The sequence below is a fragment of the Stenotrophomonas sp. 01N47 genome (genome assembly GCF_056399165.1).
Map to the genome: position 1 here is coordinate 86,053 of NZ_JBFTQU010000004.1, position 21,982 is coordinate 108,034.

The following is a 21,982-nucleotide window of genomic DNA, read 5'->3' on the forward strand; positions in this document are numbered from 1 at the left end:
CGTCATCGCGGTAGCGCCGGGCCATGCCCGGCGGCTTTTCATTACGCGGCTGCGCTCGCCGGGCATGGCCCGGCGCTACCGAAACGGAAAAGGGCGGATCCTCGCGGATCCGCCCTTTTTTCATTTCGCCGCCGGTGCCGCGCTGGCCTGCCAACCGCACATCTGGCCTTCGTTCTGCTGTTTCAACCAGGCGTTGACCGGGCTGAAGTACTCGATCATCGGGCCGGCATCGAGCTTGTCCGAGCCGGTCAGTTCCTTCAGCGTGGCCTGCCACGGCTGGCTGGCGCCCTTGCTCAGCATCGCCCAGTACTTCTGGCCGGCTTCCTTGTTGCCGTAGAAGGTGCACTCGTGCAGCGGGCCCTTGAAGCCGGAGGCATCGCACAGGCCCTTGTAGAACTGGAACTGCAGGATGCGCGCCAGGAAGTAGCGGGTGTACGGGGTGTTGCCCGGCACGTGGTACTTGGCACCCGGATCAAAGAACTCCTCGCCACGGGCGCTGGCCGGTGCCACGCCCTGGTACTTGGCCTTCAGGTCCCACCAGGCCTTGTTGTAGTTGTCCGCGGTGATCGAACCATCGAACACGCCCCAGCGCCAGCGGTCGATCATCAGGCCGAACGGCAGGAACGACACACCCGACAGCGCCATGCGCATCTGGTTGTTGATGACCGCTTCGCGGCTCTCGGTCGGCGCGTCGACCAGCCCGATCGAGCTGAGGTACTTCGGCGTCATCGCCAGCACGATGGTGTCGCCGATCGCTTCATGGAAGCCATCGTTGGCACCGCCCTGGAACAGCGGCGGCAGCGGGTTGTAGGCCAGGTCGTAATAGATGTGGCCCAGTTCGTGGTAGATGGTGGTGAAGTTCTCTTCGTTGGGCTTGATGCACATCTTGGTGCGCACATCGCCTTCCATGTTCATGTCCCACGCACTGGCGTGGCAGACCACGTCGCGGTCATCGGGCTTGATGAACTGGGTCTTGTCCCAGTACGACTGCGGCAACGACGGCATGCCCAGCGATACGTAGAAGTCCTGTGCACGCTCGGTCATCTGCTTGGCGGTGCGCAGTTCGGCCTCGCGCTGCGCCTTGTACTGCGCGGCCACGTTCGCATCCTTGCCGGCCTTGGCCAGCGCCGCGCTCAGGTTGGTCTGGTACTGCTTCTCCAGCGCCGCGGTGATGTCCAGGCTGCCAGCGCCCGGGTACGGTTCCAGCTGGTCCCACAGGTTGGACCAGTCCTGCTGCCACATGTTGCCCATCAGGTGCGCGGCGATCAGGCCGTTGCCCACCTCGGCCTTGTCCTTGCCATAGGTCTTGTCCAGCTTGCCGCGCGCATAGCAGTGCAGCTGCTCGTACATCGGCTTGACCTGTTCCCACAGGCGATCGGTTTCCGGTCCGATCTGCTCCGGCGGCATGTCATAGCCACTGCGCCACATCTGCCCGGCATCGGTGAAGCCCATGCCCTTGGCACCTTCATTCACCAGGCCGACGAACTTCTGGTAATCACCGCGCATGCTCTTGGTGGTGCTGTGCCAGCCCTGCCAGGCATCGAGCTGCTGGTCATAGTCGCGGCTGCGCGCCAGCACCTGCTCCAGTTCGCCCAGCTGGCGGCAGGAGTTGGGATCGTTGGCGTCGGTGCAGTACTTGCCTGCGCCGTAGCTGCCTTCCATGCGGGTGGCGATCTGGGTCAGTTCGGCCAGCTTGGCCGGGTCGCGCGGCGCCGGCATCGACGACATCAGCTTCAGCAGGTGGATCGCGCGCTTGCTGTCTTCGCTCATCGGCTTGCCATCGAACTTGCCGGCCTGCTCGATCCAGCTGTTGAGCTGGGTCAGCGAACGCTCGTTGGCCTTGGCTGCGATGCGCTCTGAATCGCTGTTGATGTAGGTGGAGGACAGCCACTGCGCCGAGGTCATCTCCGGGTAGGCCGCCTTGAATTCGGCATTGATGCGGGCCACGAACTGGTCGGCGGTTTCGCCGGCCGGTGCGCTGCTGCTGGCGGTATCGGTGCCTGGGGCAGCTTCCTTCTTGCAGGCGGCCAGGGCCAGCGTAGCGGCGGCGACTGCCGCGGCCAGCAGGAGATGACGGTGTTTCACGGGCGATCCTTGGGTGGTGAACGACCGCCGAAGGCTAGTGGGCAGGCGTTGCCACCGCAAGTGGCGGAAGTCGGCCGGGCGGCGCCCAGGGACCGCGACATCGCATGCGCGCTGTCGCTCCCACGCTTCGCTGCGCGAAACGTGGGCCCCACTTACCAGCTCCCAGACCCCCGCCGCTTCGCGGCCGCCCCCTGACTCAGGGGGCTCTGCCCCAGACGCAATTCGGTGATGGCAGTAGATCCACGCCATGCGTGGATGAGATCTGTCAGAAATCGAGACTCAAATTCGGATCCGACCCCGTGCCGACCAACGGTCGGCACCCACCAACAGCAGCGGAAATCTGTCGAAGGCGGGGTGGGTCCGGTTGCGGGGGCGTGAGCGCCATGGATGGCGCGACCGAGCCTCCATGGACGGATTTACGGCGTCCCCCGCAACCGGACCCACCCCGCCTACCCACAGGAACCCCGCTGTTGCTGTTGCTTCGGCCGTTGCCGTTGCCTCTGCAGGTGCAGGGCTGCAAGCCCTGCCGAACAACCCTAACTCTCGCAGTTGGCGAACAGGTCGCGATCCCGCTCGTACAGCGAGGTCTTCACCTGCATCAGCCCCAGCACCGACGGGAACAGGTTGTCGTGGTCGGTGTAGCTGGCCGAGCGCTTGCGCACGCACTGCAGGTCCAGTCCACGGCTGCTGGCGAAACCCGGCGAGAACCACATCGTCATCGGCACCCGGGTCTGCTCGGCCGGTGCGATCGCGTACGGCACACCGTGCAGGTACAGGCCCTTTTCGCCTAGCGATTCGCCGTGGTCGGACAGGTAGATCATCGCCGTGTCGTAGTCCTGCAGGCCCTGCAGCGTGCCGATGGTCTTGCTCAGGAAATGATCGGTGTACAGCACGGCGTTGTCGTAACTGTTGGTGATCTCTTCGCGCGAGCAGCGACCAATGTCCTGGGTGTCACAGGTCGGGGTGAAGCGGCGGAAGGCGGCCGGGTAGCGCTCGAAATAGGCCGGGCCATGGTTGCCCAGCTGGTGCAGCACCACCACCCGGTCGCCCGGGCGCGCACGCACCTGCGTCGCCAGGTCCTGCAGCAGGATCTCGTCCATGCAACGGCCATCGGCACACAGCCCCGGCGTGGTCGCGTCCGACAGCGACTGGAAGTCCAGGCCCTCGCATACGCCCTTGCAACCGGACTGGTTGTCGCGCCACAGCGGCGCGATGCCCGCGCGGTTCAGTACATGCAGCAGCGACTGGTGCGCACGGATCTTCTTCTCGTCGTACTCGTGGCGTCCCCATGGCGAGAACAGGCAGGGCAGCGAGACCTCGGTGCTGGTACCGCAGGAGTGCATGTCCGGGAAATTGACCACCGCCGCCTGGGCCAGCTCCGGCGTGGTATTGCGGCCACCATTCAGGCCCCAGTTCTGTGCGCGCACCGTTTCGCCCATCACGATCACCAGCAGGCGAGGCTTGCTGGTCGCTGCGCGCGGGGTCGCCTTGGCATCGGTACCGATCGGCAGCTTCGGCGCGCGTTGCACCGGGTTGTCGCCGCGCAGGGCACGCGGCAGCCCCAGCAGCACATTGGCCGGCGTGGCCAGGTAGCGCACTTCGCGCTGGTTGCGCATCAGCGCCGACACATCCTGGAAGGACACCAGCGCGCCACCGAGTACGGTGACCGCAGCGACCAGCAGGAAGCCGATGCGCCACAGCAGGCTGCGGCCCCAGCTGCGGCGGCGCAGGTCAACGCGCCACAGCACCACCATCGGCAACACAGCCAGCAGCAGGACCGGCCACAGCAGCGACACCGTCATGAGTTCGCGGCTTTCCTTGGGGTCGGTAGCCAGCACGTTGCGCAGCATGTCCGCATCCAGATAGATGTGGTAACGGCTCATGTAGTGCGCGGCAAACGCGGTGACCAGCAGCAGCACGCTGATCACCACCTTGGCATTCCAGCGCCACACAAGGATGCCCAGCAGCACACCGTGCGCGCCCAGCAGCAGCAACAGCAGTGAAAGTGCATAGCGCAGGCTGCCCGGATGGCTGGCCATGGCGCTGTGCCAGAACAGGCCATTGCCGGCCACAGCGAAGAACAGGCTGGTCAGCACGATCAACGCTTCGGTGGACAGCTGTGGCCGCCATGCGCGGATGTTGGCCAGCGTGGGCAGACGGAAGGAGCGTTGGACCGATGCGTTCATGCAATCGCCTCCTGGCGGGCCGAGCGATCCAACTGGCGGCGGACCATCAGGTACAGGCCCAGCGACAGCAGCCAACAGATCAAGGCGGTGGCAACGTCATGCGAAAGGAAGTGGGCGCCGCGCAGCTGTTGGCCGATGCCGAACACCAGGCCGCTGCCGAGGCCGATCCACAGCCCAGCCCAACGCCAGGCGGGGCGCCACAGCAGCGCGAAGAAGTACAGGCACATCCATGCGTATCCCGCGCTTGCGTGGCCGGCGGGGAAGCAGGCGCGTGCGGCCATGCCGGTTGGGCGGCTGCTGAGAAGACCGACGAACGGGTCGTGTCCGCCATAGCGCAGCAGATCCCACGGGCAGTCCATCGGCACCAGCGACTTCAGCAGCGAGATCAGCCCGGTGCCGAGTGCCACGGCCACCACCACATACAGCAGCGCCCAACGCAGCGTGCGATCGTGGCCGCGGCGCCAGTGGTGGAAGCACAGCAGCATCGCCACCAGTGCCGCAGCGGTGCTCAGCCACTTGCCGGCCTTGTGCACCACCGAACGCGTCAGCCATGCATCCTGCAGCGCCCAGCGGCCGCCTTCCAGCCGGAACAGATGGTCGGCCAGCCACTGGTCGCCACCCAGGCCCATCAACACGGTGAACACCGCAATGCCGATGACAGAAGGCAGCCAAAGATGGGTAACGGCAAAACGCGACGCCAGCAGCGAGGGCGCAAAGGAGACTGCCGGGACAAGAGGGCGAGCGGGCATGCAGGGAAGGGGCCGTTACGGGAATCCGCGGCCATGCTCGTCACTGGCATGTCGGAGAAGGGTCGTACACGCGTTTGCGCCGGGTTAATCCGTGCCCGGCGCGCATCATCGTTCAGTCTTCTTCGTCGTTGGCGCCTGCACGCTCGGCATGGCAGGCCGCATCCCAGGCGGTGCCCGGAAGCAATTGCCAACGATTGCGATTGGCAACACCGATGTCGATGACCTGGGCCGGATCGACACAAGGGCTCATGGCCTTGTCCAGCACCAGCAACCAGCGCTTGTCCGGCGCCTCGGCCAACCATGGACCGGCGTCGTGCCACTGCTCTGCCCACGGCCGCTTGAAGCCGAACTCGCGCACCGGCCGGTCGGCCTGCAGCAGGTTCTGTTCGCGCCAGGCCACCAGCGCCAGCTCCGCATCGGGCCCGATCCGCGTGCCCACCCGGCGCATCACCGCCGAAGCCGAGGCGTAGGGGTCCAGCGCGGGTATCAGCACCAGTCCGTACAGCATCCACAGCAGGCCGTGGGTGAGAAGTACCAGCGTGGCCGCGCGTCGTATCCGCAGCCACACCGCCAGCGTCGCCACGGCGATGGCGAAGGTCAGCAGGCCATCGCCGAACACGGGCAGCAGGGTGTCGGGCATCGCCCGCCGTGCCAGCTGCGCCTGCGCCCAGGGGCTGTCGGTCAGCATCATCACGCCAAGCGCGCCGGTGGCCAGCATCAGCAGCAGGCTGTAGCCGAACAGGTAGCGGCGCACGCACAGGCGACGCAGCAGGCCGGGCAACAGCGGCGCCACCGCCAGTGCCATCGCCGGCAGCATCGGCAGCACGTACACCTCGCGCTTGCCGGGGCTGGCAGTGAAGAACAGCAGGACCAGCGCGGCCCAGCCCAGCAGCAGCCACTGGCGCTGGTCGCCGCGACGCAGCCGGCGCCACCACGGCTTGACCATCAGCGGCAGCAGCAGCGCACCCGGCAGCCACAGCGTGGCGATCACCTGCAGGTAGTACCAGACCGGCTGGCGATGGTGCCAGGCATTGGCATAGCGGGTGCCGGTCTGCTTGAACAGCAGTTCGTGTGCGTATGACTGCAGCGATGCACTGGGTTCATGCAGCAGCGCCCAGGCCAGCGGCGCCAGCCACACCGCTGTACCCAGCAGGAAGGCCGGAATCAGCCACAGCAGGCTGGCGGGGTGGGGGCCGTCCACCGGCCGGCCGCGACGGCGCTGGTACAGCCGCCAGCCCAGCCAAGGCAGCACCATCAGCAAGGGCAGGAAGCCCACCCCCTTGGTCACCGTGCCGACGCCGGCGGCGAAGCCGGCCAGCCACAGCGCCGGCAGGTTGCGGCGCTCGCAGAGGTGGCGCAGCAGGCCCCACAGGGCCAGCGTGGTCATTCCCACCAGCACCATGTCGATCTGCGCGCGCTTGGCCATCAGGCCGAACTGCAGGGTGCAGAACAGTGCGCCAAGCGCGTACAACGAATGCCGTGGCGACCATAGCCGGCGTGCCAGGTCGGACACCAGCCACAGGCTGAGCAGCGCAGCCAGCAGCGACGGCAGCAGGAACGACCATTGCCAGCTGCCGACCACCTGGTGGGCAGCGGCCTGCAGCCACATGAACACCGGGGGCTTCTCGGCGTACAGCTCGCTGCCCCGGTGCGGCAGCAGCCACTCGCCGCTCTCCACCATGGCACGTGCGGCCAGCACGAAGCGTGGTTCGTCCGGTGGCTGCGGCTGGCGCATGCCAAGCCCGGCCGCCAGCGCCATCACGATCAACAACCACAGCATCGGCAGGTGCCAACGGCGGGGCAGGGCAACGGGCACGGGGGGCTCCGGCAGCAAAACAGCCATTCTGATGAGCGGCACGTGGGAAAGCCGTCGGAGTGGCCGGCATGGCGACCGCATTCCGACATCCGCAGCGCTACCATGGCATGAACTTCCGTGGATGTTTCGTGCATGCGCCTGTTGGTGATCGAGGACAACCGCCAGTTGGTGGCCAACCTGTTCGACTATTTCGAGTCGCGCGGGCATGTGCTCGACGTGGCCCCGGATGGCATCACCGGCCTGCACCTGGCCGGCAGCCACCCGTATGACGCGGTGATCCTGGACTGGATGCTGCCGCGCATGGAAGGCCCGGAGGTGCTGCGGCGGCTGCGCTCCGAGCATGCCTCGGAAGTGCCGGTGATCATGCTGACCGCACGCGACGAACTGCCGGACAAGATCGCCGGCTTCCGTGCCGGCGCAGATGATTACCTGACCAAGCCGTTCGCCTTGCCGGAACTGGAAGTGCGCCTGGAGGCGCTGCTGCTGCGCGCGCAGGGCCGCAATCCGCGCAAGCGCCTGCAGGTGGGCGACCTGGTGCTGGACCTGGCCAGCCTGGAAGCGCAGCGCGCCGGCCAGGTACTGCACCTGTACCCGGCCTGCCGCAAGCTGCTGGAAGTGCTGATGCGCGCCAGCCCGGGCGCGGTCACCCGGCAGCAGCTGGAATTCGCCCTGTGGGGTGATGAACCACCGGACGGCGACCTGCTGCGCTCGCATGTGTACGAGCTGCGCCGCAGCGTGGACGGCCCCTTTGCCGACAAGCTGATCCACACCCTGCCACGGGTGGGCTACCGGCTGGCGTCCACCGCAGGCGCGGACGCACGGAACGATGACGATGGCGCGTAAGCCCGGGCCGCTCTACCGCCGGGTGGTGTGGTGGCTGCTGGGCTACCTGGCGCTGATTTCGCTGGCGGTGTTCAGTGTGGGCAACTACGTGCACGAACACGCCGAGCACGCGGCGTGGCGCGCGCTGCTCAATTCCGAACTGGACAGCATCGTCGAGCACACCGAGCACGAACCGCACTATCGCTGGCAGGACTCGGACACGCTGAGCCTGTTCCGCTTCAATGAAGCCAACATGCCCGCCAGCCTGCGCACCCTGCATCCGGGGTTGCATGATGGGGTGATGATCGGCGAGCGCGAGACGGCGGTGATGGTGCGCGATACCGGCTCGATGGGACGGGTCGCGTTGGCCCTGGACATCTCCGATTTCCACGACCTGGAACAATTCGCAACGCGCTGGGTGATGCTGGCCGGCATCATCATGATCTTCGTCACCGTGTTGATGGCCTCCTTCGGCATGGAGCGCATGGTGCGCCCCTTGAGCCTGCTGGCCCAGCACATCGGTGCACTGCGGCCCGGCGTGCAGGGCCAGCGCATTGACGTCGATCCGCGCGGCAGTTCCGAGCTGCACACCATCGCCGATGCGCTGAACGATTACCTTGATCGCAACGAGCAGTTCGTCGAGCGCGAGCGGGTGTTCATCAGCACCGCAAGCCATGAACTGCGCACGCCGATCGCAGTGATGACCGGTGCCGCCGAACTGGCGCTGGAGCAACCCGGCCTGCCTGAGCGCGCACGACAGCAGATGCAGCGCGTGCTGCGTACCGCGCAGGGCGTTGAGCAGCTGATCGAGCTGTTGCTGGTGCTGGCGCGTGATCCCGCCCGCCTGGCTGCCCGTGCCGAGCGCATCGCGCTGGACCAGCTGCTGCCGGAGATCGTCGACGACCATCGCCACCTGCTGGGCGACAAGGACCTGAGCATCGGCATCCAGGCCGCGCCGGTCGACATCGTCGCGCCGCTGGCGGTGGTGCAGGCAGCGATCGGCAACCTGCTGCGCAATGCCATCGAGAACAGCGGCCGCGGTCATATCGAGCTGCGCCTGACCTCGGCAGCGGTGTTGACCCTGCAGGACCCCGGCCATGGCATGAGCCCGGAGGAGATCGCAGCGATCCACGCGCGGATGGCCCGCGGTGAGCGCGGCGACCGCGGCGGCATCGGCCTGGAACTGATCGCGCGGTTGTGCGAGCACCTGGGCTGGACCCTGCAGCTGCAGCCCTGCCAGCCGCGCGGTACCCTGGCCTCGCTCGACTTTGGTACATCGCGGCCAGGCTGACCTCTCCCTCGACCAAGGCCGACGCCTACCAGGCAATGGCCGCGTGCGTTCTGGTAGGTGCCAACCCTGGTTGGCACGCTGGCCGCATCACCGCCCCGTTGGCCGCGCCACGTGCTGGTCGATCAGGATCACGTTGCCATCGGGATCGGTCAGCTGCAGATAGGCCGGACCTTCGCCATCGGGATCGGCACGCGCCGTGAGTGCGATGCCCTTGGCATCCAGCTCGGCCTGTACCTCGCGTACGTCCTGGAAGGACGCCAGTTCCTGCTTGTGCTGGTCCCAGCCGGGGTTGAAGGTCAGCAGGTTGCCCTCGAACATGCCCTGGAACAGGCCGACCACGATGCCGTTGTTGCGCAGTACCAGCCAGTTCTGCGCCGCATCACCACCGGTCACCGAGAACCCCAGCGCTTCGTAGAACGCACGTGAGGTGGCCAGGTCCTTCACCGCCAAGCTGACTGAAAAAGCGCCGAGTTGCATGGGGCAGGCTCCAGTAAGGAATGCAGCGATTCTCGGCAGGCCCACGCGCTGCCGCAAGCAGCGCAGCATGACCCTGCGTGAAGACTATGTTAATTTCGACCCGCGCCGCTTATGCGGCGCTTTTCTTTTCCGCTCTTTCGATCGACAGAGGATCCCATGCCGACCGAACCCGCTACTGCCCTGATCAGCAACGACATCGTTGGCCTTGGTCTGATCGCTGCCACCCTCGCCTTGATCTTCTGGGCTGCCAGTGGCCCAACGCCCTTGCTGAAGAAGATCTTCGCCTGGGTACCAGCACTGCTGCTGTGCTATTTCATCCCCGCCATCTACAACACCGCCGGTGTCATCGATGGCCACAACACCTCGCTGTACAACCCGGTCGCACGTGATGTGCTGCTGCCGGCGGCACTGGTCCTGCTGACCCTGTCGATCGACCTGAAAGGCATCGCCAAGCTGGGGCCGAAGCTGCTGCTGGTGTTCTGCGCCGGCACCGCCGGCATCATGCTCGGCGCCATCGTCTCCTTCCAGGTGATGAAGCTGATCCACCCGGAAACCGTGGCCGGTGACACCTGGGCCGGGATGGCCGCATTGGCGGGCAGCTGGATCGGGGGTGGCGCCAACATGGTTGCCATGCGCGAAGTGTTCGGCACCGATGCCACCACCTTCGGCCAGTTCGCTGTGGTCGACGTGGCCTGCGCCAGCCTGTGGATGGCGATCCTGCTGTTCATGGCCAACCGCGCCCAGCAGATCGATGCACGCAACGGTGCCGACACCCGCGCCATCGATGAAATGAAGGCGCGCATCAGTGCCTACGAGGCACAGAACGCGCGCATCCCCAGCATGACCGACCTGATGGTGATCGTCGGCGTGGCACTGGGCGGCGTCGGCCTGGCCCATGCCATCGCCGCACCGCTGTCGGACTGGTTCAAGGCCAATGTCAGCTGGGCCAGCCAGTTCAGCCTCGACAGCCAGTTTGTGTGGGTGATCCTGCTGTCCACCGCGATGGGCCTGACGCTCAGCTTCACCCGTGCACGCCGGCTGGAAGCGGCAGGCGCCTCGCGCCTGGGTACCGTGTTCCTGTACTTCCTGATCGCCTGCATCGGCATGCAGATGAACCTGCTCTCGCTGCTGGATCGTCCGTGGTTGTTCCTGCTGGGGGCCATCTGGATGGCCACCCACGTGCTGGTGCTGTGGATCGTGGCCAAGCTGGTGCGTGCGCCGCTGTTCTTCTTCGCGATCGGTTCGCAGGGCAACATCGGCGCCGCCGCCTCGGCACCGGTGGTGGCGGCAGCATTCCATCCGACGCTGGCGCCGGTGGGCGTGCTGCTCGGTACGGTCGGTTACGCCACCGGTACCGGCCTGGCGTATGTCACCGGGCTGATCCTGAAGTGGATGGCGGGCGCGTAGTCCGGAATGCGTATTGCGGTAGTGCCGGCCGCTGGCCGGCTCCTCTTTCGTCGTGGTGTGCCGAGCGCTGGCCAGCGCTCGGCATCACACCTGGGAGATACGTGTGACACCTCATTGTTCTTCGTTCATTGCTGTCAGCCTGGACGGTTGCATCGCGCGCGCGGATGGCAATCTGGACTGGCTCGACCACGCCAATCAGAGCGTGCCGGCCGGTGAAGATTGTGGATACGCTGCCTACATGGCACCGATCAAGGCGATCGTCATGGGACGGGGCACCTTCGAGAAAGTGCTGTCCTTTCCCGAATGGCCGTATGCGGATCTGCCGGTCTATGTGCTGAGCCACTCCCTGCAGGCCGTTCCCGAGGAGGCACCGACCACGGTGCGGCTGCATGCGGGGGCGTTGTCCACGTTGATGGAAGAGGCGGCAGCGTGTGGTCTGGACCGCCTCTACATCGACGGCGGAGGCACGGTGCAGTCCTTCCTCGCCGAGGGGCTGTTGCAGGAGATCACCGTGACCACGATTCCGGTGCTGGTCGGTGGTGGCCTGCGGTTGTTCGGCGAGACGGGGGCCGAAGCGCTGCTGACGCATCGTGCCACCGTGGTGTATCCGTTCGGATTCGTGCAGACGCGTTACACCGTCGGCAGCGCCGGCTAGGGCGGCGGATCGGCCAGGAGTCGGTCTGCCGGGCATTCAAAGCAACGGCGGCGCTTTCGCGCCGCCGTTTTTTCATCGGTGTCCCAACCCATGGTCAGGGACGTGCGAACGCTGCGGCTTCAGCAGCAGCGACCCCCGTTCTTGCCGCTGTAACGCGCTTCCTGGCGCTCACGGAAGAACGTCTTGTAGTCCATCGGTTCCTGATCCGGATGCTTTTCCAGCATGTGCCGGACGTAGTTGTCGTAATCAGGAATCCCGCAGCACAGCCGCGCCGTCTGCACCAGGCGCCGCCAGATGCGGCGGTGCGCCTGGTACTGCCCCACCGGAACCAGTTGCGTACTCATTACAGGTCCACCATTTCATGCGGCTTCAGCGCCACGTACGGGGTCTCGCGGTCGCTGCGCTGCGGATTGCGGCGCGCCGCCACGATCGTCTTGATCGAATACACCAGCACTGACGCCACCACCAGCAGGAACAGCGCGGTCAGGCCGGTGTTGACGTAGGCGTTGACCACGATCTGCTGCATCTGTGCGACCGACTTCGCCGGTGCGGTGATGGTACCGCTGGCCAACGCGTCCTGGAACTTGTGTGCCTGTGCCAGGAAGCCCTGCGCCGGATTGCTGTCGAAGATCTTGATGAAACCGGCATAGGTGGTGCAGATCAGCAACCACACCGCAGGCACCGCGGTGACCCACGCGTAGCGGTCACGCTTCATCTTGAACAGCACCACCGTGCCCAGCATCAGCGCGATGCCCGCCAGCATCTGGTTGGAGATGCCGAACAACGGCCACAACGTCTGGATGCCGCCGAACGGATCGACCACGCCGGTGTACAGCAGGTAGCCCCACAGCGCCACGCAGCCGGCAGTGCCGATGATGTTGGCGGTCCACGACTCGGTCTTCTTCAGCGCCGGCACGAAATTGCCGAGCAGGTCCTGCAGCATGAAACGACCGGCACGTGTGCCCGCATCCACAGCGGTGAGGATGAACAGTGCTTCGAACAGGATGGCGAAGTGGTACCAGAACGCCATCATCGCGTCGCTGCTGCTGGGGATCGCCTCATGCAGGATCTGCGCGATGCCCACCGCCAGGGTGGGTGCACCACCGGCACGATGCAGGATGGTCGGTTCACCGATTGCTGCCGCCGTGGCGGTCAGCTGTTCGGGGGTGATGGTGAAGCCCCAGGTATTGGTGATGTAGTGTGCGGCCGAGGCGGCATCGGCACCGATCACCGCCGCCGGGCTGTTCATCGCGAAGTAGATGCCCGGATCGATGATCGAGGCCGCCACCAGCGCCATCACGGCCACGAACGATTCCATCAGCATGCCGCCGTAGCCGATGTAGCGCATGTGCGCTTCATTGGCCAGCAGCTTGGGCGTAGTGCCCGAGGAGATCAGTGCATGGAAACCCGACACCGCGCCGCAGGCGATGGTGATGAACAGGAACGGGAACATGCCGCCTTTCCACACCGGGCCGTCGCCGCTGGCCGCGAACTGGGTCAGCGCCGGCATCTTCAGTTCCGGCATCACCACCAGGATGCCGATGGCCAGCGCGATGATCGTGCCGATCTTCAGGAAGGTCGACAGGTAGTCGCGCGGTGCCAGCAGCAGCCAGACCGGCAGCACCGAGGCGACGAAACCGTAGCCGATCAGCATCCAGGTGATCTGGGTGCCGGTGAAGGTGAACGCCGGGCCCCAGGTCGGGTCTGCCGCCACCTTGCCACCGAACCAGATCGCGGCGAGCAGCAGCACCAGGCCCACCACCGAGATCTCACCGATCTTGCCCGGCCGGATGTAGCGCATGTAGACGCCCATCAGGATCGCGATGGGCATCGTCGCGATCACCGTGAACATGCCCCACGGGCTTTCCGCCAGTGCCTTGACCACCACCATCGCCAGCACGGCCAGGATGATGATCATGATCAGGAACGCACCGAACAACGCGATGGTGCCGGGCACCTGGCCCATCTCCTCGCGCACCAGGTCACCCAGTGAACGGCCGTTGCGGCGGCTGGACAGGAACAGGACCATGAAGTCCTGCACCGCACCGGCCAGCACCACGCCGACCACCAGCCACAGCAGGCCGGGCAGGTAGCCCATCTGCGCGGCCAGCACCGGGCCGACCAGCGGGCCGGCACCGGCAATGGCGGCGAAGTGGTGGCCGAACAGCACGTGCTTGTTGGTCGGTACGTAGTCCAGGCCATCGTTGTTGATCACCGCCGGGGTGGCCCGGGTCGGATCGAGCTGCATCACCTTGTCGGCGATGAACAGGCTGTAGAAGCGGTAGGCGACCAGGTACAGCGATACCGCCGCGACCACGATCCACAACGCGTTGATGTGCTCACCGCGCCGCAGCGCAACCGTGCCCAGGCAGAACGCGCCGAGCAGGGCGAGGGCCGCCCAGCCTATTTTGGAAAAACCTTTCATGAGGTGCTCTCTCCCGGAAAGACAGGCAAAGAGTCCCGCGTGCCCTTGGCAGGGTCAATGTGCACGGGACCATTCGGCGGTAGTACTTTGGTCGTACATGGGTGTGGCAGGTGGCGATGTTCCCTCGCAGCCGACAACGCAGGCGGTGCCGGCGTGCGGACATGACGTGCGGCGAACACCAGGGATGGAACAATCGGTTGCGACGGCATCCATTGGCGTTGCGCGCTGCAGCGTCCATTTTTAGCGGCATCCATCCAACAGGAGTCACCATGAGCCTTCCCGAGCCGGTCCGCGTCCTGCGTACCATCCGTGGCATGCCCACCTCCGACGGTGCCGGTGTTCGCCTGACCCGGGTCATCGGCGGCCCCTCGCTGCCCGACCTCGATCCGTTCCTGCTGCTCGACGAATTCGGTACCGATCGCGCCGAGGACTACATAGCCGGTTTCCCCGAGCATCCGCATCGTGGTTTCGAGACCGTCACCTACATGCTCGATGGCCGCATGCGGCATCGCGACAATCACGGCAACGAGGGCCTGCTGACCCCGGGCAGCGTGCAGTGGATGACGGCAGGCCGTGGCTTGGTGCATTCGGAGATGCCCGAGCAGGAAAGCGGGCAGATGCGCGGCTTCCAGCTGTGGGTGAACCTGCCGGCGCGCGACAAGATGACCGCGCCGAAGTACCAGGAATTCGCTCCCGAAAAGATCCCGGTGGTGCAGCCGGCCGAAGGCGTGCAGGTCAAGGTGATCGCTGGCACGGTCGAGGGCACGGCGGGGCCGATCGCGCAGCCAGCCACCGATCCGCTGTATCTGGACATTGCACTGGAGGCCGATCGTGCCTGGACCTACTCCCTGCCCGAAGGCCACAACGCGTTCGTCTACGTATTCGAAGGCGGGTTGACGGTGGGCGAGCAGGATGCGGCGCGCGACGTGGCGCGGCAGGAACTGGCGGTGCTGGGCGGCGGCGAGCAGTTGCATCTGTCTGCAGGCAGCGACGGTGCGCGGTTGATCCTGGTGGCGGGTCGTCCGCTGCGCGAGCCGGTGATGCGTCATGGCCCGTTCGTGATGAATACCCGCGAAGAGCTGATGCAGGCCTTTGTTGATTTCCAGGAAGGCAGGTTCTGAGGTGGGGGTGCCGGCCGCTGGCCGGCAACCTCCTGCAGTGCGCGCCGATCGGGTTGCCGGCCAGCGGCCGGCACCTCCCGCGGATCGGTCCATCGGGTGGGGACGCTGCAAGGCAGTCATCCCCACAACCCCTCAGCGGCCGTCGGCCACGGCAGAGGGCGTCAGGTTCATGCCCTGCGCAAGCTGCTGCAGCGTGCCCAGTTCCTGGGAACTGTCGGGATACAGCGCGATCTGCGCGTAGCGGCCCTTGTCCAGCTTGACCACGCTGATGCGGCGCTCGGCATAGCCCGGCGGCTCCTGGCCGCCCAGATCCGGCTGGTACCAGTACATCGATTCACCGGCAAAGCTGCCCTTTTCCTGGCGCAGCGAGCGGGTCAGTGGAATGCCCGGATCGCGCTGGCTGAGCATCAGGCTCAATACTTCGCGCCCGTCACTGGTGGCCGCGCGGCAGACCAGGAAGCCGGACTGTGCCTGCTGCTGCCATTGCAGGCCGCTGCTGGCGGGCAACGAAGGACAGTCGAGCGGGGCCTGCGCGCAGGCGGATGCCGCAACGAACAACAGGCTCGACAGAACAACAGGCGCAAACTTCATGCATCCCCCAAGGTGGCGTGTCGTTGGCACCGCCGGTGACACCGGCGGTCGAGGCATCCCATCCCCGGATGCCGTCCTGCCCGGCGAAAGCACGGGCGGATGACCAGACCTTAACGGAACGTGAGCGATCGCACAAATCGCGGTTACATCCGTAACCATTGCGGCCGAGGGTCGGCCGCAATGGCACGGTCATGGCTCAGCGGTCGTTGCCGATCCACTTGTAGATGAGGCCGCCGATCGCACCGCCCAGCAGCGGGGCGACCCAGAACAGCCACAGCTGGCCGGTGGCGCCGCTGCCGGCGAAGAAGGCCACCGCCGTGGAGCGGGCCGGGTTAACCGACGTATTGGTCACCGGAATGCTGATCAGGTGGATCAGGGTCAGGGCCAGGCCGATGGCCAGCGGCGCGAAGCCCGCCGGCGCCTTGCCATGGGTCGCGCCCATGATCACGATCAGGAACACCGCCGTGAGCACCACTTCGCACAGGAACGCGGCCGCCACGCTGTAGCCACCGGGTGACAGCGCACCATAGCCGTTGCTGGCGAACGCACCGGCCTGGCTGCCATCAATGGCGAAGCCGCTGGCACCGGAGGCGATCTGCAGCAGGATGAAGCCGGCCAGCAGGCCGCCGGCCACCTGGGCGATGATGTAAGGCACCAGATCCTTGGTCGGGAAGCGGCCGCCGGCCCACAGGCCCACGCTGACCGCTGGATTGAAGTGCGCACCGGAGATATGGCCGAACGCGTAGGCGCCGGTCACCACGGTCAGGCCGAAGGCCAGGGCCACGCCGAGGAAACCGATACCCAGCGGATTGCCGTCGCCACCGAACTTGGCGGCCAGCACCGCACTGCCACAGCCACCCAGAACCAGCCAGAACGTGCCGAGGAACTCGGCGGACAAGCGTTTACCCATGCTCATGTGTTGCACTCCTTTGACGGTCTAAAGCGTGATTTATGTCACATTTCAGTGATCAGCGGGTGACTGTAGCGTCAACGCCGGGTGCAGGGATACACCTTCGGATGTATGCAACACGCGATGCTCAGTACTGGGGCAGGGGAATGAATTCCTTGTCGTCGCCGGGAATGGTGCCGAAACGGCCGGCTTCCCAGTCGTGTTTGGCCTGCTCGATGCGTTCCTTCGAACTGGACACGAAGTTCCACCACAGATGGCGCGGGCCATCCAACGGCTCGCCGCCGAACAGCATCGCCTTCACCGGCGTCTTCGCGCGCAGGCGGCCTCGCGCCCCGGCTTCGGGAATCACCAGGTGCTGGGCAGGAATGTCCACACCATCCAGCTGCGCTTCGCCCTCGAGGATGTACAGCGCACGTTCGCGGTGACCATCATCGATGTCGATCTCTGCATCCGGATCCAGGTCGATCGCCACGTTGAGCGTGTCAGCGAACACCTTGACCGGCGACTCCTCGCCATAGGCGCGTCCCGCGATCACCCGCAGCCATGCGCCGTTGCGGCGCTGCTCGGGCAGGGTGGCAGCCGCATGGTGGTAGAACGCCGGTTCGATTTCCTCATGCGACTTCGGCAACGCAACCCAGGTCTGCATGCCGTGGATCGGGTTGTCATGGTCGCGGTCCGGTTGCGGCGTGCGCTCGGAATGGGCGATGCCGCGGCCGGCGGTCATCCAGTTAACGTCACCGGGACGGATCACCTGGTCCGAGCCCAGCGTATCGCGGTGGCCGATGGCACCGGACCAGAGGTAGGTGACGGTGGCCAGGCCGATATGCGGGTGCGGGCGCACGTCGATGGCGGTACCGGGGTGCATGAGTGCCGGGCCCATCTGGTCGACGAACACGAACGAACCGATGCTGCGGGCCTGCAGGGTGGGCACGGCGCGGCGCACTTCCAGGCCGCCGATGTCGTGTACGCGCGGGGCGATGATGGTGGTCATGCGGGCGTTCTCGCTGGCAGGGATCAAGGCGGTCAGCATCGCATGCGGTGGTTGCGGTGACATTCCCCGTCCGGGTAACAGGTTGTTCCAGCCAACGGCGCAGCCCCTCGTGGTTGTGGGTTGGTCGCTGAAGGCAAAAGCAGAAGCCGCGCTTGGCCGGGCGGGTGGGTGGCGCAGGACACGCCGTAAACCCGTCCATGGGGGCTCGATGGCGCCATCCATGGCGCCAACGGTCCTGCGCCACCCACCCGCCCGGCCTCTGACGGTTTCCGTGTGCTGTCCAGCCACGGAGAAGAAAAAAGAAAATCAAAATCAAAATCAAAATCAAACGCCGGTCGCTTCGCTCGCATCCACGCATGGCGTGGATCTACTGTCGACCAGGGTCGACACCTGCCAGCCATCGCAGTTCACCAGCCGTCACCGGGAAACTGTCAGGGGTGGGGCGGTGTGGGTGGGCAGGACCGTTGGCGCCATGGACGGCGCCATCGAGCCCCCATGGATGGGTTTACGGCGTGTCCTGCCCACTCACACCGCCCCGCCCAACAAACAGAAAAGCCAGAGCCGGCTGTTGCTCCGGCTCTGGCTTTTGCTGTGGATTGAAACGCGGGTGCCGGGCCGCAGGCCCGGCTGATCACATCAAACCACTGGTTCGCGCAGGACCGGGTTGTCCCAGCCCGGGCGCGGTGCGAAGCGATCACCGTGACGCTGCTGCAGCGCCTTCAGGCGCTCCACGATGGCATCGGCACCCACCGCACGGATGTGCTGGATCGGACCGCCGCGGAACGGTGCGAAGCCCGTACCGAAGATCACGCCCGCGTCCAGCAGGTCCGCGTCGGCCACCACGCCTTCGTGCAGGCACGCCACCGCCTCGTTCAACAACGGCAGGATCAGGCGATCTTCCAGATCGGCAGGCGCTTGGTAGTCGCGCGCCACGTCCGGCTTCTTGGCCCGGCCGTTCTCCCAGGTGTAGATGCCCTGGCCATCCTTCTTGCCGCGCTTGTCCGGTTCCACCGTCTGCAGCGCCGCCGGAATCTGCAGGCCCAGGAACGGGGCCAGTTCCTTGCCCACGCCAGCGGCCACGTCCAGGCCCACGGTGTCGATCAGTTCGATCGGGCCCATCGGCATGCCGAACTTCACCGCCGCCTTGTCGATCACCGGGCCCGGAATGCCTTCAGCGTACGCGGTGGCCGCTTCCAGCATGTACGGGAACAGCACGCGGTTGACCAGGAAACCGGGAGTGCCGGCCACCGGCACCGGGAACTTGCCCAGCGCCTTGCAGAAGGCTGCCAGGCGACGCTCGGTTTCGGCCGCCATGCCGTCGTGATGGATGATCTCCACCAGCGGCATCTGTGCCACCGGGTTGAAGTAATGCAGGCCGGCGAACTGCGCCGGGCGCTGGATGTGATCGCGCAGTTCCACCAGCGGAATCGACGAGGTGTTGGTGGTCAGCAACGCGTCGAGCTTCATCTTCGGCTCCAGCGTCTGGTACAGCGCACGCTTGGCTTCCGGGTTCTCGATGATCGCTTCGATGACCAGATCGGCCTGCGCCACGCCATTGCCTTCCAGGTCCGCACGCAGGCGCGCGGCGACGGCCGGACGCTTGCTCTCGTCACGCACCTTCTTGGCAAACAATGCCTGCGCGCGTTCCATGGCCGGGTCGATGAAGCGCTGCTCGCGGTCCTGCAGGGTCACGTCGAAGCCCTTGTAGGCCGCCCACGCCGCGATGTCACCGCCCATCACGCCGGCACCGACCACGTGCACGTGGCGGATGCCGGAATCGCCACCGCCCAGGCCCTTCAGGCGTTCGGTGAGGAAAAAGATGCGGATCAGGTTGCGCGCGGTCGGCGTGCTGGCCAGCTTCACCACGGCGCGTCGTTCGGCATCCAGGCGTGCCTGCACCGGCTTGCCGCCGCTGCGCTGCCAGGTGCTGATCAACGCATACGGCGCCGGGTACTGGTCCTTCTTCGCCTTGCGTGCGACCTGCTTGACCATCTGCGGGGCCAGCAGCTGGCGCGCCGGCCAGGTATTGGTCGCCCAGGCCAGCGCACGCTGCTTGAACGGGCGGGTGGTGCCGGACAGTGCCAGCGCCACGGCGGTATCGAGCACGACGGCCGGTGCCACCACCTTGTCGACCAGCCCGATGCCGCGTGCGGCCGAGGCCGACAGCGTGCGTCCGGTCAGCATCATGTCCATTGCCGCCGGTGCGCCGACCAGCTGTGGCAGGCGCGCGCTGCCGCCCCAGCCCGGGAAGATGCCCAGCTGAGTTTCCGGCAGGCCGATGCGGGTGGAACTGTCATTGGATGCAACGCGATAACGGCAGGCCAGGGCCAGCTCGGTACCGCCGCCCAGGCAATGGCCATGGATGGCGGCCACGGTCGGGCAGGGCAGTTCTGCCAGCTTCTGGTAGGTCGACTGGCCGCGGCGGATGGCGTCGTTGACGGTGCCGCGGCGATCGAACTCCTGGAACTCCTTCAGGTCGGCGCCGGCGATGAAGCCTGCCTTCTTGATGGACTGGATCACCACGCCCTTGGGTGGGTCCATGGCGATGCGTTCAAGCAGATCGCCCAGCTCCAGCAGGACATCCTGCGACATTGCGTTGACACTGCTGTCCTGACGATCCAGGGAGAGGACCACCACGCCATCGTCGCGGATCTCGGGGTGCCAGTGGCTGAAGCGGAGACCATCGAAGCTTGAGAGCATGGACGTTCCATCCGGTTGTGTATGGAGAAGGGGGCTATGATCCAGAGGTTGTTTCCCCCGCGTCAAATCCCAATAGCAGGGGTGTGGCGCCCCGGATCGCAGGCCTTGGACCGGAACGTTAACGGAACGGTGGTTAAAAGCTGGTGCGGCGCCAGGTGATCGGCGACTGAACTTTTCCCGGGATTGGCAGTCTCATTGCCCGACGTCGGTTGGGCTGACAGGAGTGCGGCCCCTCATGGCCGATGTTGATACACCTCAGGAGCTGGATCTGGAACTGGTCCGGCGCGTGCAGCACGGCGAGGGTGCCGCCTTCGATGTCCTGGTGCGCAAGTACCAGCATCGGGTCGTGGCCCTGGTCGGTCGCTACATCGCCGACTGGAGTGAATGTCAGGACGTGGCCCAGGACACTTTCATCCGTGCATACCGTGCGATTGGAAGCTTCCGCGGCGACGCCCAGTTCTCAACCTGGTTGCATCGGATCGCCGTGAACACCGCCAAAAACCATCTGGCTTCGCACAATCGCCGCCCGCCGACCGATGACATCGACATCGGCGACGCCGAGCAGTTCGACACCGGCACACGCCTGCGCGACACCGACACGCCCGAGCGTGAGTTGATGCGCCAGGAACTGGAACAGACGGTGATGAAGGCCGTCAACGCGCTGCCGGAAGAACTCCGGTCGGCGATCACCCTGCGCGAGGTGGAAGGCCTGAGCTACGAGGAAATCGCGCAGAAGATGGGGTGCCCGATCGGCACCGTGCGTTCACGGATCTTCCGGGCGCGCGAGGCGATCGACACCGAACTCCGGCCGCTGCTGGACATCGGCAGTGCCACCCGCGAGAAGAGCCGTATATGACCCGCATTCCGAACAACGAATCGCACAACCACCAGTCTCCCGCCGGGCAACGCCTGGACGAACGCCATCGCCAGCAGTTGTCGGCGCTGGTCGACGGCGAGCTGGGGGCAGACGAGGCGCGCTTTCTGGTGCGCCGCATGGAACACGATCCGGAACTGGCTGGCTGCCAGGAACGCTGGCAGCTGCTGGGTGATGTCATGCGCGGCCAGGCGTCGCTGCTGGCACCGGCCGGTTTCAGCGCCGCCGTGGCTGCCGCCATCGCCGCTGAGCCCGCACCGCTGGCCGAGCCGAAGCGTCAGGCCCGCCGTAGTGGTTGGCGTGCATGGGGCGGCGGTGCGCTGGCCGCTTCGGTTGCTGCCGTAGCGCTGTTCGTCGGCCGCGAAAAACTGCAGGAGGCGCCGCCTGTGGATGTCTCCGCACCGCAGGTGATCGCCAGCCAGGCGCAGTTGCCGCCGGCATCGGAGCAACCGGCTGCCGTTACCGAGGCGTCGGTGGACACTGCTGCGATGGCCGTGGCCAGCGTGCCGGCGGTGGCCATGGCCGCTGCCAGCCGTCGCCAGGATGTGCGCCGCGCCAGCGCCACCCGCAGCCAGCAGGCCGCACGCGTGGCCCAGCGCGATGACGCGCCGCTGCGCGCGGTTGCCAGCCAAGCACCGCTGACCCCGACCATGCCCGCCGGTAGCGCGCGCAATCTGCCCTTTGGCGAGGTCGGCAACCTGCAGGCTCGGCCGTGGCCGCGCTCCAGCCTGGCGCCCGCCGCCGGTGGCGCCCTCAATGCCAGTTTCCCGGCCCATGCCGGTGGCGCTGCGTTCTATCCGTTCGAGCCACGCCTGCAGGACGACCTGCCGGCGTCGCAACGCCCGCGCGACTGAGCCGGGTACCGTTCCACGCCCCGCCGTC

Annotated in this window: 18 protein-coding genes; 7 read left to right on the forward strand and 11 right to left on the reverse strand. The window is 66.2% G+C overall.

Annotation, left to right across the window (positions count from 1 at the left end; all coding sequences use genetic code 11):
- Positions 1 to 120 precede the first annotated feature (120 nt).
- The 4 genes from AC1DKR_RS08525 to AC1DKR_RS08540 all read right to left on the reverse strand — a co-directional run bounded on the left by AC1DKR_RS08525 (position 121) and on the right by AC1DKR_RS08540 (position 6,836).
- On the reverse strand, positions 121 to 2,085 hold the full coding sequence (locus tag AC1DKR_RS08525) for a M2 family metallopeptidase (protein ID WP_478032279.1): 1,965 nt from the start codon (positions 2,083 to 2,085) through the stop codon (positions 121 to 123).
- Between the two features lie 536 nt (positions 2,086 to 2,621).
- Entirely contained in the window at positions 2,622 to 4,271 is a 1,650-nt protein-coding gene (locus AC1DKR_RS08530) for a phosphoethanolamine transferase (RefSeq protein WP_478032280.1), read from the reverse strand.
- Entirely contained in the window at positions 4,268 to 5,020 is a 753-nt protein-coding gene (locus tag AC1DKR_RS08535; RefSeq protein ID WP_478032281.1) for a phosphatase PAP2 family protein, read from the reverse strand. Before AC1DKR_RS08535 ends, AC1DKR_RS08530 begins: the two co-directional genes overlap by 4 nt.
- 112 nt (positions 5,021 to 5,132) lie before the next feature.
- Positions 5,133 to 6,836: an ArnT family glycosyltransferase gene (locus tag AC1DKR_RS08540; RefSeq protein WP_478032282.1), complete on the reverse strand. Its 1,704-nt coding sequence runs from the start codon at positions 6,834 to 6,836 to the stop codon at positions 5,133 to 5,135.
- Positions 6,837 to 6,968: 132 nt separating this feature from the next.
- Here AC1DKR_RS08540 and AC1DKR_RS08545 point away from each other — a divergent pair, with 132 nt between their 5' ends.
- Both AC1DKR_RS08545 and AC1DKR_RS08550 read left to right on the forward strand, forming a co-directional pair.
- Complete coding sequence (locus AC1DKR_RS08545) at positions 6,969 to 7,679, forward strand: response regulator transcription factor (protein ID WP_025877081.1); 711 nt, start codon at positions 6,969 to 6,971, stop codon at positions 7,677 to 7,679.
- Positions 7,669 to 8,949 (forward strand): sensor histidine kinase, encoded by a 1,281-nt coding sequence (locus AC1DKR_RS08550; protein WP_032951976.1) that lies wholly within the window; start codon positions 7,669 to 7,671, stop codon positions 8,947 to 8,949. The genes AC1DKR_RS08545 and AC1DKR_RS08550 overlap by 11 nt, the downstream gene beginning before the upstream one ends.
- An 87-nt stretch (positions 8,950 to 9,036) precedes the next feature.
- On the opposite strand, the gene AC1DKR_RS08555 is transcribed toward AC1DKR_RS08550, so the two are convergent.
- Complete coding sequence (locus AC1DKR_RS08555) at positions 9,037 to 9,426, reverse strand: VOC family protein (RefSeq protein WP_025877085.1); 390 nt, start codon at positions 9,424 to 9,426, stop codon at positions 9,037 to 9,039.
- Positions 9,427 to 9,582: 156 nt separating this feature from the next.
- Between AC1DKR_RS08555 and AC1DKR_RS08560 the strand changes: the two genes are divergently transcribed.
- Positions 9,583 to 10,833 carry a DUF819 family protein gene (locus tag AC1DKR_RS08560; RefSeq protein WP_478032283.1) on the forward strand — a complete coding sequence of 417 codons (1,251 nt, stop codon included), beginning with the start codon at positions 9,583 to 9,585 and terminating at the stop codon, positions 10,831 to 10,833.
- A gap of 103 nt (positions 10,834 to 10,936) precedes the next feature.
- On the forward strand, positions 10,937 to 11,488 hold the full coding sequence (locus AC1DKR_RS08565; protein ID WP_478032284.1) for a dihydrofolate reductase family protein: 552 nt from the start codon (positions 10,937 to 10,939) through the stop codon (positions 11,486 to 11,488).
- Positions 11,489 to 11,607: 119 nt separating this feature from the next.
- On the opposite strand, the gene AC1DKR_RS08570 is transcribed toward AC1DKR_RS08565, so the two are convergent.
- Positions 11,608 to 11,832 (reverse strand): YbdD/YjiX family protein, encoded by a 225-nt coding sequence (locus tag AC1DKR_RS08570; RefSeq protein WP_099843281.1) that lies wholly within the window; start codon positions 11,830 to 11,832, stop codon positions 11,608 to 11,610.
- Positions 11,832 to 13,913 carry a carbon starvation CstA family protein gene (locus AC1DKR_RS08575; protein WP_025877093.1) on the reverse strand — a complete coding sequence of 694 codons (2,082 nt, stop codon included), beginning with the start codon at positions 13,911 to 13,913 and terminating at the stop codon, positions 11,832 to 11,834. The genes AC1DKR_RS08570 and AC1DKR_RS08575 overlap by 1 nt, the downstream gene beginning before the upstream one ends.
- A 269-nt stretch (positions 13,914 to 14,182) precedes the next feature.
- On the opposite strand from AC1DKR_RS08575, the gene AC1DKR_RS08580 reads away from it, so the two are divergent.
- Positions 14,183 to 15,034, forward strand: a complete 852-nt coding sequence (locus tag AC1DKR_RS08580) for a pirin family protein (RefSeq protein ID WP_032977239.1) — start codon at positions 14,183 to 14,185, stop codon at positions 15,032 to 15,034.
- Between the two features lie 132 nt (positions 15,035 to 15,166).
- Here AC1DKR_RS08580 and AC1DKR_RS08585 read toward each other — a convergent pair whose 3' ends face one another.
- The 4 genes from AC1DKR_RS08585 to AC1DKR_RS08600 form a co-directional block, all read right to left on the reverse strand.
- The gene (locus tag AC1DKR_RS08585) at positions 15,167 to 15,625 is read right to left on the reverse strand and encodes a hypothetical protein (RefSeq protein ID WP_363732202.1); all 459 of its coding nucleotides are present in this window, start codon (positions 15,623 to 15,625) and stop codon (positions 15,167 to 15,169) included.
- Positions 15,626 to 15,821: 196 nt separating this feature from the next.
- The gene (aqpZ, locus tag AC1DKR_RS08590) at positions 15,822 to 16,541 is read right to left on the reverse strand and encodes an aquaporin Z (protein WP_312786562.1); all 720 of its coding nucleotides are present in this window, start codon (positions 16,539 to 16,541) and stop codon (positions 15,822 to 15,824) included.
- A gap of 121 nt (positions 16,542 to 16,662) precedes the next feature.
- Positions 16,663 to 17,526 carry a pirin family protein gene (locus AC1DKR_RS08595; RefSeq protein ID WP_049427674.1) on the reverse strand — a complete coding sequence of 288 codons (864 nt, stop codon included), beginning with the start codon at positions 17,524 to 17,526 and terminating at the stop codon, positions 16,663 to 16,665.
- A 636-nt stretch (positions 17,527 to 18,162) separates the two neighbouring features.
- Positions 18,163 to 20,226, reverse strand: coding sequence for a 3-hydroxyacyl-CoA dehydrogenase NAD-binding domain-containing protein (locus AC1DKR_RS08600; RefSeq protein ID WP_428705180.1), 2,064 nt, complete (start codon positions 20,224 to 20,226; stop codon positions 18,163 to 18,165).
- 235 nt (positions 20,227 to 20,461) lie between these two features.
- Between AC1DKR_RS08600 and rpoE the strand changes: the two genes are divergently transcribed.
- Positions 20,462 to 21,082 carry an RNA polymerase sigma factor RpoE gene (gene rpoE, locus AC1DKR_RS08605; protein ID WP_478032288.1) on the forward strand — a complete coding sequence of 207 codons (621 nt, stop codon included), beginning with the start codon at positions 20,462 to 20,464 and terminating at the stop codon, positions 21,080 to 21,082.
- Positions 21,079 to 21,954 (forward strand): sigma-E factor negative regulatory protein, encoded by an 876-nt coding sequence (locus AC1DKR_RS08610; RefSeq protein WP_033831736.1) that lies wholly within the window; start codon positions 21,079 to 21,081, stop codon positions 21,952 to 21,954. Before rpoE ends, AC1DKR_RS08610 begins: the two co-directional genes overlap by 4 nt.
- Positions 21,955 to 21,982: the final 28 nt, after the last annotated feature.

Coding starts and splice junctions, on each gene's coding strand:
- AC1DKR_RS08555 (WP_025877085.1), bottom strand. CDS start 9,426: ATGCAACTCGGCGCTTTTTCAGTCAGCTTGGCGGTGAAGGACCTGGCC.
- AC1DKR_RS08585 (WP_363732202.1), bottom strand. CDS start 15,625: ATGAAGTTTGCGCCTGTTGTTCTGTCGAGCCTGTTGTTCGTTGCGGCA.
- AC1DKR_RS08535 (WP_478032281.1), bottom strand. CDS start 5,020: ATGCCCGCTCGCCCTCTTGTCCCGGCAGTCTCCTTTGCGCCCTCGCTG.
- AC1DKR_RS08595 (WP_049427674.1), bottom strand. CDS start 17,526: ATGACCACCATCATCGCCCCGCGCGTACACGACATCGGCGGCCTGGAA.
- AC1DKR_RS08570 (WP_099843281.1), bottom strand. CDS start 11,832: ATGAGTACGCAACTGGTTCCGGTGGGGCAGTACCAGGCGCACCGCCGC.
- AC1DKR_RS08545 (WP_025877081.1), top strand. CDS start 6,969: ATGCGCCTGTTGGTGATCGAGGACAACCGCCAGTTGGTGGCCAACCTG.
- AC1DKR_RS08575 (WP_025877093.1), bottom strand. CDS start 13,913: ATGAAAGGTTTTTCCAAAATAGGCTGGGCGGCCCTCGCCCTGCTCGGC.
- AC1DKR_RS08560 (WP_478032283.1), top strand. CDS start 9,583: ATGCCGACCGAACCCGCTACTGCCCTGATCAGCAACGACATCGTTGGC.
- rpoE (WP_478032288.1), top strand. CDS start 20,462: ATGGCCGATGTTGATACACCTCAGGAGCTGGATCTGGAACTGGTCCGG.
- AC1DKR_RS08580 (WP_032977239.1), top strand. CDS start 14,183: ATGAGCCTTCCCGAGCCGGTCCGCGTCCTGCGTACCATCCGTGGCATG.
- AC1DKR_RS08600 (WP_428705180.1), bottom strand. CDS start 20,226: ATGCTCTCAAGCTTCGATGGTCTCCGCTTCAGCCACTGGCACCCCGAG.
- AC1DKR_RS08530 (WP_478032280.1), bottom strand. CDS start 4,271: ATGAACGCATCGGTCCAACGCTCCTTCCGTCTGCCCACGCTGGCCAAC.
- AC1DKR_RS08610 (WP_033831736.1), top strand. CDS start 21,079: ATGACCCGCATTCCGAACAACGAATCGCACAACCACCAGTCTCCCGCC.
- aqpZ (WP_312786562.1), bottom strand. CDS start 16,541: ATGAGCATGGGTAAACGCTTGTCCGCCGAGTTCCTCGGCACGTTCTGG.
- AC1DKR_RS08550 (WP_032951976.1), top strand. CDS start 7,669: ATGGCGCGTAAGCCCGGGCCGCTCTACCGCCGGGTGGTGTGGTGGCTG.